The sequence below is a fragment of the Zhongshania aquatica genome, from assembly GCF_027257955.1.
GTDB classification, from domain to species: domain Bacteria; phylum Pseudomonadota; class Gammaproteobacteria; order Pseudomonadales; family Spongiibacteraceae; genus Spongiibacter; species Spongiibacter aquatica.
The window spans coordinates 40,582-58,099 of sequence record NZ_JANZNQ010000008.1 but is presented as its reverse complement, the minus strand read 5'-3'; the positions used below and the strand labels follow the sequence as shown (position 1 = coordinate 58,099).

16 protein-coding genes are annotated in these 17,518 nt (G+C 46.8%); 14 read left to right on the top strand and 2 right to left on the bottom strand.

Features of this window, described 5'->3' with window-relative positions; translation table 11 throughout:
• Window positions 1-3 precede the first annotated feature (3 nt).
• Both fkpB and ispH read left to right on the top strand, forming a co-directional pair.
• Window positions 4-456, top strand: coding sequence for an FKBP-type peptidyl-prolyl cis-trans isomerase (gene fkpB, locus O9X78_RS09910; RefSeq protein ID WP_269619510.1), 453 nt, complete (start codon window positions 4-6; stop codon window positions 454-456).
• A gap of 62 nt (window positions 457-518) precedes the next feature.
• Window positions 519-1,466 carry a 4-hydroxy-3-methylbut-2-enyl diphosphate reductase gene (ispH, locus tag O9X78_RS09905; RefSeq protein WP_269619645.1) on the top strand — a complete coding sequence of 316 codons (948 nt, stop codon included), beginning with the start codon at window positions 519-521 and terminating at the stop codon, window positions 1,464-1,466.
• 5 nt (window positions 1,467-1,471) lie between these two features.
• On the opposite strand, the gene O9X78_RS09900 is transcribed toward ispH, so the two are convergent.
• Window positions 1,472-1,975, bottom strand: a complete 504-nt coding sequence (locus O9X78_RS09900) for a GspH/FimT family pseudopilin (protein ID WP_269619509.1) — start codon at window positions 1,973-1,975, stop codon at window positions 1,472-1,474.
• Between the two features lie 148 nt (window positions 1,976-2,123).
• Between O9X78_RS09900 and O9X78_RS09895 the strand changes: the two genes are divergently transcribed.
• From O9X78_RS09895 to O9X78_RS09840, 12 genes are all read left to right on the top strand, one after another.
• Window positions 2,124-2,630, top strand: coding sequence for a GspH/FimT family pseudopilin (locus O9X78_RS09895; protein ID WP_269619508.1), 507 nt, complete (start codon window positions 2,124-2,126; stop codon window positions 2,628-2,630).
• A complete protein-coding gene (gene pilV / locus O9X78_RS09890) occupies window positions 2,627-3,067 on the top strand; it encodes a type IV pilus modification protein PilV (protein ID WP_269619507.1) in 441 nt (146 codons plus the stop codon). The genes O9X78_RS09895 and pilV (O9X78_RS09890) overlap by 4 nt, the downstream gene beginning before the upstream one ends.
• Window positions 3,068-3,077: 10 nt before the next feature.
• Window positions 3,078-4,121 carry a PilW family protein gene (locus O9X78_RS09885; RefSeq protein WP_269619505.1) on the top strand — a complete coding sequence of 348 codons (1,044 nt, stop codon included), beginning with the start codon at window positions 3,078-3,080 and terminating at the stop codon, window positions 4,119-4,121.
• The gene (locus O9X78_RS09880; protein ID WP_269619503.1) at window positions 4,118-4,663 is read left to right on the top strand and encodes a pilus assembly PilX family protein; all 546 of its coding nucleotides are present in this window, start codon (window positions 4,118-4,120) and stop codon (window positions 4,661-4,663) included. The genes O9X78_RS09885 and O9X78_RS09880 overlap by 4 nt, the downstream gene beginning before the upstream one ends.
• A gap of 28 nt (window positions 4,664-4,691) precedes the next feature.
• Window positions 4,692-8,501: a pilus assembly protein gene (locus O9X78_RS09875; protein WP_269619502.1), complete on the top strand. Its 3,810-nt coding sequence runs from the start codon at window positions 4,692-4,694 to the stop codon at window positions 8,499-8,501.
• A 5-nt stretch (window positions 8,502-8,506) separates the two neighbouring features.
• Window positions 8,507-8,944, top strand: coding sequence for a type IV pilin protein (locus tag O9X78_RS09870; RefSeq protein ID WP_269619500.1), 438 nt, complete (start codon window positions 8,507-8,509; stop codon window positions 8,942-8,944).
• A 132-nt stretch (window positions 8,945-9,076) separates the two neighbouring features.
• Window positions 9,077-9,496, top strand: coding sequence for a type IV pilin protein (locus O9X78_RS09865; protein WP_269619498.1), 420 nt, complete (start codon window positions 9,077-9,079; stop codon window positions 9,494-9,496).
• Complete coding sequence (locus O9X78_RS09860; RefSeq protein ID WP_269619496.1) at window positions 9,484-9,936, top strand: GspH/FimT family pseudopilin; 453 nt, start codon at window positions 9,484-9,486, stop codon at window positions 9,934-9,936. Before O9X78_RS09865 ends, O9X78_RS09860 begins: the two co-directional genes overlap by 13 nt.
• Window positions 9,936-10,508 (top strand): type IV pilus modification protein PilV, encoded by a 573-nt coding sequence (pilV, locus tag O9X78_RS09855; protein ID WP_269619494.1) that lies wholly within the window; start codon window positions 9,936-9,938, stop codon window positions 10,506-10,508. Before O9X78_RS09860 ends, pilV (O9X78_RS09855) begins: the two co-directional genes overlap by 1 nt.
• A complete protein-coding gene (locus O9X78_RS09850) occupies window positions 10,505-11,599 on the top strand; it encodes a PilW family protein (protein WP_269619492.1) in 1,095 nt (364 codons plus the stop codon). The genes pilV (O9X78_RS09855) and O9X78_RS09850 overlap by 4 nt, the downstream gene beginning before the upstream one ends.
• Complete coding sequence (locus O9X78_RS09845) at window positions 11,599-12,144, top strand: PilX N-terminal domain-containing pilus assembly protein (RefSeq protein WP_269619491.1); 546 nt, start codon at window positions 11,599-11,601, stop codon at window positions 12,142-12,144. The genes O9X78_RS09850 and O9X78_RS09845 overlap by 1 nt, the downstream gene beginning before the upstream one ends.
• A gap of 37 nt (window positions 12,145-12,181) precedes the next feature.
• The gene (locus O9X78_RS09840) at window positions 12,182-16,072 is read left to right on the top strand and encodes a pilus assembly protein (protein ID WP_269619489.1); all 3,891 of its coding nucleotides are present in this window, start codon (window positions 12,182-12,184) and stop codon (window positions 16,070-16,072) included.
• A 46-nt stretch (window positions 16,073-16,118) separates the two neighbouring features.
• Here the strand turns inward: O9X78_RS09840 and O9X78_RS09835 are convergent, their stop codons facing one another.
• Window positions 16,119-17,492 carry a sigma-54-dependent transcriptional regulator gene (locus tag O9X78_RS09835; protein WP_269619488.1) on the bottom strand — a complete coding sequence of 458 codons (1,374 nt, stop codon included), beginning with the start codon at window positions 17,490-17,492 and terminating at the stop codon, window positions 16,119-16,121.
• Window positions 17,493-17,518: the final 26 nt, after the last annotated feature.

The following is a 17,518-nucleotide window of genomic DNA, read 5'->3' as shown; positions in this document are numbered from 1 at the left end:
ATTATGACGAATATTTGCATAGCACCTGGCACAGAAATTAGCCTACATTTTTCCCTTGGTATTATTGGTGGCGACGAGGTGGACTCCACCTTTGGCGGTAAACCTGCCACGTTTACTTATGGTGACGGCAGCTTACTTCCCAGTGTAGAAGCTAAACTATTAGGTTTAAGTGCTGGCGCAAAAGAGACTTTTACCCTAGAGCCACAAGACGGCTTTGGTCAGCGCAATCCTGGCAATATCCAGCGCTTTCCTCGTAGCCAGTTTGCTGCAGATATGGTGTTAGAAGAAGGCTTGGTTATTTCCTTTGCCGATGCCGCGCGCACAGAATTGCCAGGTGTGGTGAGCGAAGTGGGTGACGATCATGTCATGGTAGATTTTAACCACCCATTGGCTGGAAGAAACTTAGCCTTCCGTGTTGAAATTTTAAGTGTCAGCGCGCAGGCTGACCCAAAGTAATATTGATTTTCGCGCAGCGGAAGTCTGGGCATGGTGATGGTATGAGTAACTCTGGCGATAAAATGCAAATCAAAATGGCGAACCCCCGTGGGTTTTGCGCAGGGGTTGATCGCGCCATCGAGATTGTAAACCGTGCCTTAGACGTATTCGGTGCGCCAATCTACGTGCGTCATGAGGTTGTTCACAATAAGTTTGTGGTTGAGAACTTGCGTCAGCGCGGCGCCATGTTTGTGGACGAACTCGACGAAGTGCCAGACGATAAAATCGTCATTTTTAGTGCTCATGGCGTATCGCAGGCGGTACGTAATGAAGCAGACCGTCGCGGCTTAAAAGTATTTGATGCCACCTGTCCTCTGGTAACAAAAGTGCATATGGAGGTCGTTAACTTTAGCGGCACTGGCCGCGAGTGCGTGCTGATTGGCCATAAAGGCCATCCAGAAGTCGAAGGGACAATGGGGCAATACGATGCGTCCCACGGCGGCGATATTTATCTTGTTGAGGATGTCGATCAGGCCCTGGCCTTAGAAGTCAAAGATCCAGATCACTTGTCCTATGTTACTCAAACCACCTTATCGATGGACGACACCGCAGCCGTCATCAAAGCACTGCGAAGCAAATTCCCCAATATCGAAGGCCCACGTAAAGACGATATTTGCTATGCCACGCAAAACCGCCAAGACGCGGTAAAGACTTTAGCTGAGCAAGTGGATGTGGTTTTAGTGGTTGGCTCACCGAATAGCTCAAACTCAAATCGCTTACGCGAACTCGCCGAGCGCATCGGTTGTCGCGCCTATTTGGTCGACAGCGAAGAAGATATTCGTCCTGAATGGCTTGAAGGTTCACCCAAAATTGGCATTACTGCTGGCGCGTCTGCGCCAGAGGTGTTGGTGAGCGCTGTTATTGACCGGCTTTGTGAACTGGGCGCCTCTGTTCCTGTTGAATTAGAAGGTCGGCCAGAAAATATCACATTCTCATTGCCTAAAGAGCTACGTTTAGTCGATATTTCATAAGCCTTTCAACATTCGTCAATGTCGGTTTTTATCATCCGTATTCGGCCGCCAATGCTGATAATAAGCTGATAGGCCTTTGTTTGTTTCGGCGTACAAATAGTGATCGTCCCAACCTGAAACGCACCATTTGCGGTTTGGGCGCTGCCGTCAGCAGCGAACTTGACGTAATCCGCGACCCAGCGGTTTCCGGTAATTTGAATATTCGTCTGATCTACGCCGCTCAGTAATATTTGCTCGCCGTCTTCGTGCTTACCATTACCGTTATCGTCTTCAAATACCGTGACCCCACTAGTCCAGTCGCCGTCCTCATTCCAGATACTGATGGACCTACTGCGCATAACCGCCGTAGCTCGCGCAGTAGTCATCAGTCGGAAAAGCTGCTGTCCAGTTGAGCGCAGCTGGTACTGACGAATGAAAGACGTTAGAGGTGGCGCAGCGCCTACTACCAGTATTGCGGCTATAGCGAGTGCTGTTATAAGCTCAACTAAGGTCATACCTCGGTTTGCCACTATGGACTCCTTTCCATATTGGGTTACACTTGAGAGAGGTTCCTATCCAGCGTCGTCCGCGTCCATGCAGACGATGTATGAATTAGCACACTCGTAGTTTAATCTATGACTACTTCGCGAAAAGTCAAGCTTAAAACGGAAAAGCGATATGCGGTTTACAAGCAAAAACCGAGGTTTTACCTTAATTGAGCTGATTGTAACAGTGTCTATCGCCGCTATTTTGGCGGTCGTGGCGGTGCCTAGTTTTACCCAATTTATCGATGAATCTCGTGATCGCGCGATGGTTCAGCAATTAATGAAGGCTCTAATTACAGCTCGGTCAGAGGCTGTTGTGAGAGCGGCGCCGGTCACTGTAAGCGCGATTGACGGTAATTGGGCAAAGGGTTGGTTGAGCTGGGTTGATGCCAATGCGAATGGTAGCTACGACGACGGAGAAGCACTTCAGAAAAATGCTGCAGTTAGCAGCTCGACCATTACTGGTGATCGTGGTGGTACTTCAATCAGCAGCATCGCCTTCAATAGCGACGGATTTCTAAACGACACTGCAGCAGTGGTTGTTTCGTATCGAACATCGCCTGAATATTGTTCCCGTGATCGTAATATCAATATAAGCCTTACGGGGCAAGTGAGCGTGACGGAAAGGAGCTGCCCGTGAATAAGAGAAGACAACAGGGCGTAACGCTAATTGAAGTACTGGTTGCCGTTTTGATTACCGCGACTGGCGTGCTCGGTGCCGCTGCAATGCAGCTTAACGCGGTAAAGTTTAATCAGGCGTCTACAACCCGCTCCACCGCAGTTTTTCTCGCCAATGATCTTTCTGATCGCATGAGGGCTAACCGAGCAGATGCCTTGGTTGGCCGTTATGATTTAGCGATCGATGACGACGCGCCAACGGGAACGGAAATTTACAAAGTAGATATTCAGGATTGGCTTCAGGAAATTGCGCGACGTCTTCCTGCTGGTGACGCGTCTATTGCACGCGATAATAATAATTTCACCATTACTATTCAGTGGGACGAAAGCCGACTGTCTAAAACTCGCGAGGTAGGTGCGGGCGATAATCAAACTTTTGTTTTTCAGACCAGGCTGTGAGGGAGGCTTTATGAAGTTGTCACAGCGGGGGTTTGGTCTTGTCGAGTTGATGATATCCGTCACTCTTGGACTATTCTTAAGCACGGCAGTTATTCAAGTTTTTCTGGCAACCAATAGCAGCTCAAAAGTACAGGATTCCCTCGCGCAAATTCAGGAAAACGCGCGCTTCGCCATGCGTTTTATAGGAAAAGAAATTCGCATGGCGGGATATATGGGCTGTAGTTCTATCGGCAACATTAATGTCAATGTTATTGCCGTTCCGGCGAATACTGTAGATTTCAGTTTAGCGACTGCACTGGTGGGCGAAGATGATGTTGCGGCAGGGAATGCCTTAGGTGCAATAGTAGGTAGCGACATACTTCATATTAAAAAGGCGTCGGAAAACGATATTAATGTCACCGGTAATATGAATACGGTCAATGCTAATTTGCAAATTGAAAATAATAGCCTTGGCTTTGTCACCGGTGATTATGTGATGGTAAGTGATTGTCTTAATGCAGATGTCTTTCGCATTGTTAACAATCCAGGTAACAACGGAAATGGCAATGCGGCAACGACGCTAACTCATTCTAATGGTCAAGGGCTAAATTCGAGCAATAACTTAAGTAAGTTATACCAAACTGATGCCGAGGTATTCTCCTTCGAAAGTGTAGACTATTTTGTTCGCGACACCGGTCGAGATACAGCGGGAGGGCGACCAATAAACGCCCTTTATATGCGTAGGCTTATTGCTGGTTCGGGTGGCGCGATAAGCGCTGCAACTGAGCTAGTAGAAGGCGTAGAAAATATGCAGCTCACCTACGGTGTAGATACCAATGGTGACCGCGCTGTAGACGAGTATCAAAGCGGGGCCGCAGTAGCCGACTGGACTGATGTGTTAAGTGTTCGAATTTCATTGCAGATGGTGGCCTCTGAGGAAAATATTGTCGGTAAAACAGGCTCAGAGAGTGCCCAGTCAATTATCGATGTAAACGGAAATGTGGTTGCCAATACAGACGGCCGATTTAGGCAGATATTTACCAATGTATTTGCGATCAGGAATAAATTGCCATGATATATAAACTGCGTAGACACGGCATTCGCGGGCAGCGTGGTGCAGTACTGATCGTTAGCTTGATATTCATGCTCATACTTACCATCATCGCGGCGGCATCGATGCAATCTTCAACGTTGCAAGAGCGTATGGCGGGTAACGCTAAGGATACTAATTTGGCGTTCCAAGCTGCAGAGGCAGGTTTGAGGGCTGCGGAAACGGCGTTGTCACAAATAAATGTCGGACCATTTGACGGGACTAATGGTTTATATCGTTATTGTGCGGACCCTACTAGTACGGCTACCGCTTGTGTTGAGCCTGATTGGTCTGATCATTCCTCGTCAGTTGGTTGGCAGATTATGGCGGCAGATGTCATACCCTATGCAGCTAAACCTCCTGAATATTTTATTCAAGAGTTGACCAGTAACTCGGGGGTTAATGATGCCTTAGATTCTGACCTGGCCGTTACCACAAAGGTGTTTTACCGAGTAACAGCGCGAGGCTATGGTGCAAGTGATCGCAGTATGGTCGTGCTTAGTACTACATTTAAGCGAAATAATTGAGATTCCGAAAATTATGTCGGTGAATATTATGTCAAGACTCACGATAGATACCTTCCATACTCGCTTATTGTTGGCGCTTATTGCTGTGCTTTTAGGGGGGCTGATATACCCTCCCGACGTTCTTGCTGCTGATGATTGTATTGTTGAGCGAACAACTAATAAGTCGATCGGTAAAAAGAAAAAAAATGAGACATACACGTTTCAGGATCTAAGCAAAATCACAGGTATTGTTAAGGTTGATGTGGACAAAAATAAACAATGTCCGGGCAAGAAGTATGGTTTCAACGACAACAAGCTGACCGTGTACAACAGTGATGCTGATAAAACAAAATGTAAGGCGAAATTTACCGTAAAAGGTGAAAAAAAAGATTGCAGTTCTGGCGAACCAGTAAATGATGACATTTCCCAAAAACCACTATTTTTGACTCAGGCTGCTGAGCCAAATGTGATGTATATTCTCGATGATTCGGGGTCGATGCAATTTGAGTTGATGCCGGACAGTATTATTTATAGTAGCGCACGATATATTTTCCCTAGGGCGGACGGCGTATATAAAGGTAATGATTATAGTAACTACGTCCCTACTGTTGATGCCAATTCTGGGTTTAATGCCCGTTCGCGGTCACCACAAATCAATTCAGTTTATTACAATCCGGGAACTACTTATTCTCCGTGGATAAAGGCAGATGGCACATTGTATCCCGATGCAAACCCGTCGTGTGCTTTTCATAACCCTGACAGGCCAACAAATAGTTTTGATGCAAAGTATTGCCGTAAACTAAATGCAGAGGCCAACGATAATTATAATAGTGTGCGCTGGTATGAGTGTAATAGCTCTGGTTCGTGCAGTTATACAACAAGCGCAAAAAAATATTGGCCAGCTAAATATTTTTGGTACAAAGGGACCGGGAGTGATTGGAGCTGGAGCAACTTTAAAGAGGTCGAAATTCGCTCAGGCAAGACGTATACAGGTGACGGTCGTGATAATCGAGATGATTGTGATGACGAAGACACGGTAACGTGTACTTACGAACAGGAAATGCAAAATTTCGCAAATTGGTACACTTATTATCGCTCAAGAGTTTTAACTGCGCGAGGAGGTAGCGGTTATGCTTTTGCAGAACAAGGAGCAGGTATTCGGGTTGGCTTTGGTAGCATAAACCAAGGTGAAACCACCATAGATGGCGAGAAAACGAAAGTCATCGTTAATGGGGTACGTACGTTTGAAGGCGAAGCAAGGAAAGAATTCTATAAGTCTTTGTATGAACGTGAAATTCCCAATTCAGGCACGCCATTGCGTTTGGCCGTTGATTACGCGGGGAAATACTTTTCTCGTAAAGACAATAAGGGACCTTGGGGCGCCGATCCCGGTACTGATGACGATTCTGATCAGCTGCAATGTCGAAGAAATTATACGGTTTTAATGACAGATGGGTATTGGTCTGGAGATGCAACGAGTGGCGGGCCAAATAATAATAATGATGGTACAGATGGGCCTACTCAAACCGGGCCGACGGGCGCTAGCTTTAGTTATAAAAAGGTCTCACCATTTACAGATGGTGAGTCGAGTACCTTAGCTGATGTGGCTATGTACTATTGGAAAAATGATATCCGCACAGATATGGCAAATGTGGTGGCCGTGTCAAAAACATCGCCTGCATTTTGGCAGCATATGACCACATTTGGTGTGGGTCTTGGGGTTTTTGGGACGATAGAGCCAGAAAAGGCATTTGCTGCTATTTCTTCTGGTGATTCAATTTCTTGGCCTAAGCCGACTTCGAATGAAGTTCATAAAATAGATGATCTACTTCATGCTGCGGTTAATAGTCGCGGAGGTTTTTTTAGTGCGTCAGAACCAGAAGTGTTTGCTAATAAGCTTGGCAACATTTTGCAAACCATTGCAAATGAAAGTAAGTCCTCAGCATCATCTGTTGCGGCGAACTCAACGCGCTTAGATTCAGGTACTTTAATTTATCAGGCTAGCTTTAATAGTTTAGAGTGGTCTGGGCGAATTATTGCTTATTCCTTGAATGGTGACGGGAGTCTTAATAATGTTGTGTGGGATACCAATAAAGGCGGCATCCCTATTGAAGCTTCTAGAAATATTATTTCAGCTGTTGGTGACCAGGGGGCGACGGTGAACAAAGCCGTTGCTTTTACCGTCGGTAATTGGGGGGAGTTAAGTAACAGTCAACAAGACGATCTGCGCGCGGGCGAAACGGTTGACGACGGTAAAAAACGATTATTGTGGCTTCGAGGCGACAAAAGTAACGAAGGCAGTAAGTTTAGAGAACGCTCAACTATTATGGGCGATATTATAAATTCAGACCCCTTCTTTGTCGGTAAAGAGGAAAATTTTGGTTTTAGTAAATTGTCGGGGCAGGAGGGTTCGAGTTATGCAGCCTTTCTCGCTAAGAAGGCAACTCGTACGTCAATGATCTATGTGGGAGCCAATGACGGTATGTTGCATGGCTTCGATGCGGCTACCGGCAAGGAAAAGTTTGCCTATATTCCAGTAGCGGCTTTTCCGAAATTTGCAGAATTGTCTGATAGCGAATACGAACATTCATATATCGTAGATGGCTCGCCAAGAGTGCTTGATGCGTATTTAAGCGGTAGTTGGAAGTCGATTTTAGTAGGCTCTTTGGCTGCGGGTGGTCGTTCGGTATTTGCCCTTAACGTTACCGATCCGGCTACGTTGAACGCCTCTAGTTTTCTTTGGGAGTTTGCTACAGCTTCAAATGCTGTTGATAAATTGGGTGTTGCAATGAGTCAGCCTATCATTGCGCGGGTAGCAGCAGGTGGCAAGTGGGTAGCAATATTTGGCAATGGTTATAATTCCGGTGACAACGTTAAATTATTTGTGGTTGATTTAGAAACAGGCGCTTTGATTAAAGCTATCAATACGGGCGTCAGCGGCGTGGATAACGGTTTAGCAAGTCCGGTTCCAGTTGATGTTAATAACGATCGCGTAACGGATTTTATTTATGCAGGCGATTTAAAAGGCAATCTATGGAAGTTTGATTTGACCGGTGCATCGAAAAACTCTTGGGATGTCGCGTATAAAAATGCGGGAGTTGCTGAGCCTCTCTATAAAGTTGTTGATGCAGACGGTAATACGCAAGCAATTACGTCAAGGCCGACGGTAGGTGTACATCCTAAAGGCGGTTATATGGTCTACTTTGGAACTGGAAAATACTTTGAGAACAGTGATGGGCTATTGCCAGTAAAACCACCAATTCAGGATTTTTACGGTATACGAGATAACGGTTCGAGTTTTACAGGTCGGGACAAGCTGTTATCACAAAGCATTGTATTCCAAGGTGTTGCTACGACTGCCGACGGTTCGGCGTCTGCAAATAAGATCCGTATAGTCACTAATAATAGCGTAGGTACTCCGCCGACTTACGGATGGCATTTACCTTTGTATCCGCCCTCAAAAGTTCGCACGGGAGAAAGGGTTGTTTCGCAGCCAATCTTACGCAACGGCAGAATAATTTTTGCAAGTATTGTCCCCTCTGAAAGTGTGTGTGGTTTTGGTGGCGATAGCTGGTTAATGGAACTAGACGCGGTGACTGGAGGGCGTATTGGTGAGCCGGTGCTGGATATTAACGGCGACGGTAAGGTTAATTTATTAGATCTAGCTCTATTTGAAGGGGACTATTATCCAGCAAGCGGAATTGGCAGTGAAGAAATGATCAAAACCCCTGGCATTATCGGAGCTGGAGAACTTGAATATAAATACACATCAGGAACGAGTGGTACCATCGGCGTGATAACGGAAACCGGCGGTGGAAGTGACGTAACAGGTAGGCAGTCTTGGAGACAGTTGCAGTGATACGGATGTCAAAAGCTGACGGCTTCAGTTTAATGGAGCTGATGATTACGCTAGCGATCGTTGGTATTCTCGCGTCGATCGCATACCCCTCTTACCAAGAGTCGGTGGCTAAATCACGTAGGGCAGAGGCGAGCGGTGCACTTTTATCTGCGGCGCAGGCACTTGAACGTTACTACTCTACCAACGGGCGTTATACAACGACTGCAGCGGGTTCAACTTTGCCCTCGGTGTTTTTAACTACAGTGCCAGAAAGTGGTACTGCCTATTACACAATTGCATCCAGTTCTGCATCTGCGAACGCATTCACTTTAAAGGCAAGCCGGGCGGGAGTCATGGCTGGTGATGCCTGCGGTGACTTTACCTTAGATGAAACGGGATCGTATTCCATAACTGCAAAGCCTTCGGGTTCGTCTAAATCCGTTAGCGATTGCTGGCGGCGTTGAATTTAATGGCGGCAAGCTTTAACAAGATGCCGCCTGTCGTGTAAATCCTACCGGTCGTCGGTCTTCAGCTGACATTGATATAACACCCTCCTACAGTGTAAAACGAGTCATTTTTTTATGGGCGTTTTACGCATGATTTTTTCTCTACGTCGAAATAGCGGGTTTACCTTGATTGAGTTGATGATCACGGTAGCGATTATTGCCATCTTAATGATGGTGGCGCTCCCGTCTTATCGAGATTATACCGTTCGAGCTAATCGTTCTGCGGCAACTAGCTTTGTTATGGAAGTTGCGAATATGCAAGAACGCAACTTTCTTGATGAGCGGAGCTACGCGACGAGTATGGCTGATTTAGGTGCAACAACGCCGTCGCAAGTAAGTAGCAACTTTACAATTAGTACTACAGCCAATAACGCGGCAACACCGCCGACTTATACGGTTTCAGCGGTGCCTAGAGGTAGCCAAGCTAGCGATGATAGTTGTGGCACCCTTACCTTGAACAGTCAGGGGCAAAAGGGGCATGCAGCGGGGGCGACAAGATGCTGGGATTAGGTCAACAACGTGGTTATACCCTGCTGGAATTAATGGTAACGCTCGGTATCGTGTCTATCCTGGCCGCAGTGGCGGTCCCCTCGTTTAATGATGTCATTCGAACACAACGATTGCGTAGTGTTGCCAGTGATTTAAACGCGACGTTCCAACTGGCTCGTAGCGAGGCGGTAAAGCGAAATACCGATGTTACGGTTACTCGAGCTGGCAGCAGTTGGGTTGAAGGTTGGACGGTAACCGCGGCTGGCGATACATTGCGATCTCAGGATGCAGTTTCTGGGGTGAATATAACTGGCAGTGCAAACAGCTTTATCTTTCGAAGCAATGGCCGCATAGATAGTTCAGTGACCTTCGACTTAGTAAGTTCGGCTAGTAGCAGTGTCGCTAAGTGCGTCAGATTGTCTTTGAGTGGCAGCACCACTACTGATGATGGGAGTTGCTAATGCCAATAAGTCATCGAACTAACAGTGGCGGTTTTACATTAATAGAAATATTGGTGGCGCTGGTTGTATTGCTCGTTGGTTTGATGGGCGCAGCTGGTTTAATGGTGCGTACAGTGCAGCAGGAAGCCGAATCCTACCAGCGTTTGCAGGCCTTGAGTGTGTTGCAAGACATGGTCGATAGGATTAATGCAAATCGCACTGTAGCCGCTTGCTACTCCTACGGTGGTACAGGATCCGTGATGGGTTACAACGTGAGTGCATTGACGTCTTGTACACTCGGTGATGCGTCGCAGCAAGCTATCGCCGACGCAGATCTTAGCGAATGGAATGATTTACTACAGGGTGCGTCTGAGCAAATAGGCAGTGCAAAAGTTGGTGCAATGGTTGGCGCGAGAGGTTGCGTACAGCAAATAAGTGCTGCAGACCAAACATACCGAATCACTGTTGCTTGGCAGGGTTTGAGCGAAACGGTAACGGCAACAGCGAATAATACCTGTGGTAAGGATCTGTACGGCGACGAAAAAATGAGGCGTATTGTGAGTGCCATTATTCGTATTGGAGACCTGTCATGATGGGGTGCGTGTGTCATGTCGAGGTTCGTCAACGAGGCCTATCTTTAGTTGAGCTTTTAATTGCGATGGGACTCGGCGCATTTATGCTGCTGGGTATCATTAGTCTTGTTGCCTCTGTGAGTACAACGAGAACTGAACTGGCAAACACCTCGGACCAAATTGAAAACGGGCGTTATGCACTGCAGGTTTTTAATGAGGATGTGGCATTGGGTGGGTTTTACGGTAAGTACCATCCGGGTATTGGTGCAGTTTCATATAGCACTCCAAGTCCCTGTGGAACGGCGGTGGCGAATTTGGGCTTTAATAGCACCGTGACACCCGTGCAGATGCCCTTATCTGTAAATGGGTATCCTTATGATAGCGCTAGCTCGGCACCGGGCCTGACAGTGCCAAGTTGTTTCAGTGCCGAGGTGCGCGATAAATCTGAAATACTTATCGTTCGTCATGTGGATCCAAACTCGGTGGCGGTGACTGCGGCGAATATCCCTGCCAGTAATACCACGCCGTATCTTCAAATATCGAGCTGTGATTTGGATTCGCTAAGTTTCAAAATAAGCACTGACATTGCGGAATTAACACTTCGTGAAAATGGCTGTACAAGTGCAGTTTCGACCTTGGCTGAGGCTTGGCCATACACCTTTAATGCCTATTTCATTTCTCCCTGTAATGACTGCTCGGGTGCGGGCGATGGTATTGCTAGCCTTAAGAGCTATGAGTTTAGAGCTGGCAGTGGTGGCATTCGCACCTTGGTTGAGGGGGTAGAGGATATTCATTTCGACTATGGTTTAGACCTAGATGGGGATGGTGGACCGGATTGCTACGTTGCCAATCCTACTGTTGATACAAAACCAGCGGCTTGTCCAGCAGGTGCGAGCTACGAATGGGAGTTTACAGATAGCTTAAATTGGCAGAACGTTGTTTCTATACAAATTAAAATGTTGGTACGTGGTAGTCGTTCAAGTAGTAATACTAGTAACGCTAAAACATATGATATTGGGCGAGAAGTATTGGGCCCATATAGTGACAATATTAAGCGGCAAGTGTACTCAACCGTCGTTATGTTGCCGAATATCGCCGGAGTGAGAGAGTGATGCGCACATTAAAAAAACAACGTGGCGTGGTACTTATTGTTGTGCTGATTATGCTCGGAATTTTCAGTGTTATTGTGGCGAGTATGCTTACTAGCAGCAATGTGAATTTTAAAATCGCTGGTAATCAGCAGTATCGTGTTGAAGCAAAGCTGGCGGCGAGTAATGCCTTGGAAACGTACATCTCAAACCCCGCTAATTTTTCGCTACCACTGCCGACAACAAATTCTAATATTCAAAGTGATTTTGATGGCAACGGTGTTGCCGATATGGTCGCGGTTGTGCCCCCGCCGAGCTGCTTACGGATTGCTCCGGTCTTGCGGTCCGAACTCAGTTACCCAAAAGACAAAGATTGCATTCGAACCGCTCAGGATATCGATGCCAATATTTTTCGTGACGACGAAGGGGTAGCCACGGTAACTAACTCAGGTTGCGTCAAAATGACGTGGGATGTGCAAGCGAATGTCACAGATGCCGCAACCGGCACAAATTTAGAAATGCACCAAGGGGTTTACCTTCGCGCTGCATTGGGAACAACGTGCCTGTAGTGCACGATTTTAAGAAATTAAAAATGGTGAGGCAGTAATGAATACATTCAATCACACAATGAGAACTTTAATCTCAGCCGTCACATTTTTATTTGTATCTGGCGGCATAGCCCTTGCCGAAGATATAGATCTCTTTGTTGGGAATACGCCGTCGTCTGAAGCGCAGACGGTACTGCTTGCCTGGCATACCAGCGGTAATGTAAATGCCAATGCAGTTCATGGCTGTGTATACAGTGACAATGCGGGTATACCTGCTCTTGGTGCGAGTACTGTTGGTGGTATGGAACAGTGCGCCATGGTAAATGCGGTCCTGTCGCTTAAAGACGATATCGATAGTTTGGGAGCGCTTAAAGTAGGTTTGATGGTGTTTAATAAAAACAACCAAGACAATTATTTTCCGAACGGCACAAGTTTAGGAAACGGCAACAATGGTTGTGGGTATTTGGTCATTCCTCCAACGCTATTAACTTCTGCCGGTATCGATGCCTTTGTTGCGAAATTAAAAGCAATCGATAGTCGAGTGACGGCTAATGCCTCAGAAATGGGGGACATGATTTCAGAGAGCTGGGCGGTTTTAAATGGTCTTGGTGCATCGGCGTCTTGCTCTGGTGTTAATTACAGTTCATTGGCGACTGCCGGGGGTTTATGCAGGGATTCAGTTCTGGTTTATATTGGCAACGCTACTGCAGCAAATGCCAGTGTAAAAGATGGCAACAACAATCCAAGTGGCGTGCTTTTTAATCAATTGAGTTCGGCCTTTGGCTATGCCAACGGATCTGCTGAATATAATAGGTACGCGACGATTCGTAATATTACGGGCTTTAATAAAAATCCGGCTAATGATTTTTGGGGGGATGAATGGGCCTACTTCATGCACAATGTTGATGTTGATGATAGCGCGCAATCTGACCGCAATGTTACTACTTATTCGATAGCGGTTTATGATCCTAGTGTGCAATCTCAAGTCGCGGAGGAGTTGGTTTTTCTTGGCGAAATCGCGATTGCGGGTGGCGGTAGACCTTATCAAGTCACATCTACTGAACACGCTGATTTAGCAGCGATATTCCGGGAAATTTTTAACGAGGTATTAGATGTAAACAGCGTTTTCTCCTCGGCAACACTGCCGGTGAGTGCGAATACGCAGGGTACCTTTGAAAACCAGATTTATATTGCTATGTTCCGTCCAAATCCATCGGGCGGTCCGCGTTGGTTGGGGAATGTAAAACAGTTCCAATTCGGCGTAGATCTAAGTGGTGGTATTGTGCTGACAGATGCACTGAATCCCACAGTCAATTCTCAGTCGATAGTGAACCCCGTCACAGGTGGCTTGGTTGATAGCGCACAAAGTTTTTGGACCACTAATTCGCCTACAAATCAAGCACAATGGCCGTTAGAGGGTTTCTGGAAAAATAGCCCTGAGGGTGACGGTTTTACCTTCGATGCGCCAGATGGTGATTTAGTGCAAAAGGGTGGTGTCGCTCAAATGTTGCGTGTGGACTATTTAGCAAGTCAGAGTGCCCGTCGTGTTTATACTTGTCCTAGTTCTGGTTGCGTTGCTAACGCGACATTAACTGAATTCAAGGCATCTAATAGTGATTTGGTTAACGCCCTCGATAGCATAATTTCTTCTACCCCAAGTAGTGCTACCTCCACAATAACGGCCGGTAAACAGGCCCAGATATCAGGTACTGCTGTTTGCGATACCAGAGGCAATGCAAGTAATCGGACTTGTACGTATACCTACGCAGCGGGTTCGCCGACTTTTAATTTTTCAACCAGCGAAGATCGGGTTGTGTTGGGTACAGGTATTGCGGGAAGCTCAAACTGCACTAGTTCGTCACCGTGTGTGGTGGAGTCGTCGTCGGCAACGCAGTTTGTTGTTAAGGCTGGTAATACTGGCAATACAGCTAGTTCCTCGTTTACAAATGCGACTGTGACTCGTGTAACAAGTAGGATAAATGTTGCGAGAATCGCGCATGGAATAACAACGGCTCAGGCGCTGCAGTCATGTGCATTAAATGGCACCAATAGCTCAGCAACAGTATTGAATGCCTCGTTAATTACCGGGGCGACGGTTACTACAAGCAGTTTCGCGAATGTAGATGCGAATAATTACACGGCGAGTTTGGGCGCCGGAGCTTATGTCTACGCCAGTTCTGCTGCAAATGTGCAGTGTTCTGCGTCAACCAGTTCATTAAACACCGCTAGTATTATTAATTGGGTTCGTGGCGAAGACAATGCGGCTAACGAGCAGATGGCGGGTCCTTGCTCGGATGGTAGTTGTTCGCTAAATGTGCGTGGTTCAATTCATGGCGATGTATTGCATTCACGCCCTGCCGTGGTGAACTACGGTGGGAATATAGGCGTTGTTGTATATTACGGAGCTAACGACGGGCTTTACCGTGCTGTAAATGGTAATCGTAGCGCTAGTATCAGTAACAGCGGGAATACGGTTACGGTTCGGCCTGGTGGCGAGTTGTGGAGCTTTGTGGCGCCAGAATTTATTGATCAACTCCCTAGGCAGTTTAATGATGACCCTGCGATTCGTTTTCCAAATACGCCAGCGTCGTCAGACGCAGAGTATAGGGATTATTTCTTCGATGGAACGACGACATTCTTTCAAGATAGCCGCAGCAGTGGGGCAACCGCAGGTGATAAATATTTGTATCTGTCAGCACGCCGTGGTGGTCGTTTGCTTTATGCGATGAACGTGACTGATCCAATGGCGCCGACGGTAATGTGGCAACTCACAACTGCACAGTTGCCTGAGCTAGGCTATACATGGTCGCAACCAAAAGTGGCTAAAATAGGTGGTCGAGCTAGGCCTGTATTGATTTTAGGTGCAGGTAATTCCCCGGAGCAAGACGCTGACCCCGTTGTTTCAGCGGATACGATGGGGCGCGGCATTGTTATTTTAGACGGAATTACAGGAAAAATTATTTGGGCGGCGTTAAATAGTTGTGCATCAGTGCCAGCCGCAAGTTTTAGTACCTCTGCGACTGAAGGGGTGGTTGGCGTCTGTGTGAGTAATAGCGCTATGACTAGTGCTTTCCCTGCAGATATCACTTTGTTGGATCGTGATGGTGATGGCTATACTGATCGTTTATACGCCGCTGATGTTGCCGCTAATATCTGGCGTGTTGATCTTGACCCATCTGATTCGACGAATATCTATATTAGTCCAGTAACGACTACCCCGGCGTCAGAGATTATTCTAACTAAGTTTGCAACCTTAGGTGGTAGTGGGAATAACGCGAGAAAGATGCTTTACCCTCCAGACGTGGTTCCCACTGAGGATTTCGATCTCGTTGTGGCCTCTACCGGAGACCGGGAGCATCCTTTGTATAGCGCGGCGGCAACGGCTGGGACGGCACAGAATGTTCAGAATCGATTCTATATGCTAATTGATCCTAATGAAGGTGCTTCAGCAGCTGGATTTACAGCTATTGTTGAAAGTGATTTGTTAGATCAGACAACGCTTACCTGTATTAATAATAGTGATGTAACAGGTAATAGTGTCACTTGTGACAGCACCAATGCTACTACCTATGTGTTCAATGGAAGCACGTCGCCATATTTGGGTTATTACCTAAATTTCTCTGCGGGAGAAAAGGGCGTAAATGCACCGCTGACTGAAACTGGCACAGTTTATTTCGCGACGAATAGGCCTGATACGCCAACCCCCGGTACTTGTAGTAATGGTCTCGGACGTGCTTTCGCCTACAAGATAGATGTATTAACAGGTGAAACAACGAAGTCAGAATATGCAGGTGGGGGGCTGCCGCCAACGGCGATTTCAGGCTTGGTTAATTTGAATGGAGAAATTCGATATTTCTTATTGGGCGGAGATGGCGATTCAATCTTTAAGCCTAGCCAAGGTAAGCCGATTACCAGCGGGCGTAAACGCATGTTCTGGTACTACAAATAATTTGATGTGTCAGAATTAAAAACGGCGACCTTGAGTCGCCGTTTTTTTAATCATCTAATTTGTATTTTTTCAATTTATATCGAAACTGTCTAAACGTGACGCCAAGCATTTTGGCTGACTCGGTTTTATTCCAGCGGTTTACTTCTAGCGCGTCGGTAATAATTTTCATTTCTATATTGGCGAGATATGTTTCCATATCACCTTTGGCGGCTTCCATGTGCGATATTTCTGATAAGGCATTTGTAGAGTTGGCGCCGCTTGTTGCGGTTGTTGAAATTGACGGTAGAGATAAATCTTTAGCGGTAATAGTGTTGTTTTCACATAGAGTCGCGGCGCGTTCAATGATGTTCTCTAGCTCGCGAACATTGCCGGGAAAGGCGTACTTGCACAAGGTCGATAGCGCATCGTCACTCATGCTCGGTGGCGTGATGTCCCATTCGCGACCAATTTTGTCGAGCATAAATTTAGCGAGCAGAGGAATGTCAGTGCTGCGATCTCGAAGGCTCGGTACGGGGACTTCAATGACGTTAATACGGTAGAACAAATCGCTACGGAAATGTTCAGCTGCAACCGCTTTGGCTAGATCTCGGTGGGTGGCGCTTAGTATACGAACATCAACAGGGATTTCTTGGTTCGAGCCAATACGACGAATCGCTTTTTCTTGAATCGCACGCAGTAATTTGACCTGCATATTGAGCGGTAGATCGGCGACCTCATCTAAAAACAGCGTTCCTCCATTTGCCGCTTCAAACAGTCCTTCTTTGTGATCGTAAGCGCCAGTAAAACTACCTTTTGCGTGGCCAAAAAACTCACTCTCTACTAGCTCGCTAGGTATTGCCCCGCAGTTTACCGGTACAAAGGGGGCATCGCTGCGCGGGCCATTAGCGTGTATTAGTCGCGCGACGACCTCTTTGCCGCTGCCAGATTCACCGCTTATGTAGACCGGCGCTTGGCTCCGAGATAATTTAATAATTTGCTCACGTAGTTTTACGATGCAAGATGTTTCACCGAGTAGGCGGGTATTATTACTACCGTCCACTGCGGTCTCACGACCGGTTAATTTTAGCGCTGTCTTTACTAGGCTGCGAAGTTGAGCGACGGAAACGGGCTTATTTATAAAATCAAACGCGCCGGCTTTTAGGGCGTCTACTGCGATTTCGGTACTGCCGTAGGCAGTGAGCACGGCAACGGCGGGGCAGCGAGACGAGGCTTGAATATGGCGGACAATTTCTAGTCCCGAGCCGTCTGGTAGTTTTATATCGGTAAGGCATAAACTTATCGATGCATCAGATTGCAGTGCGTGAATGGCGTCGCGAACATTACCTACCGCAATGGTTTGCAGACCCATTCGGGTGATGGTGATATCTAGTAGTTCTCTGATATCAGGTTCATCGTCGATAATTAGTACAGTTTGTTGCATATTGTTTAGCTCGTTCGGTATTTATT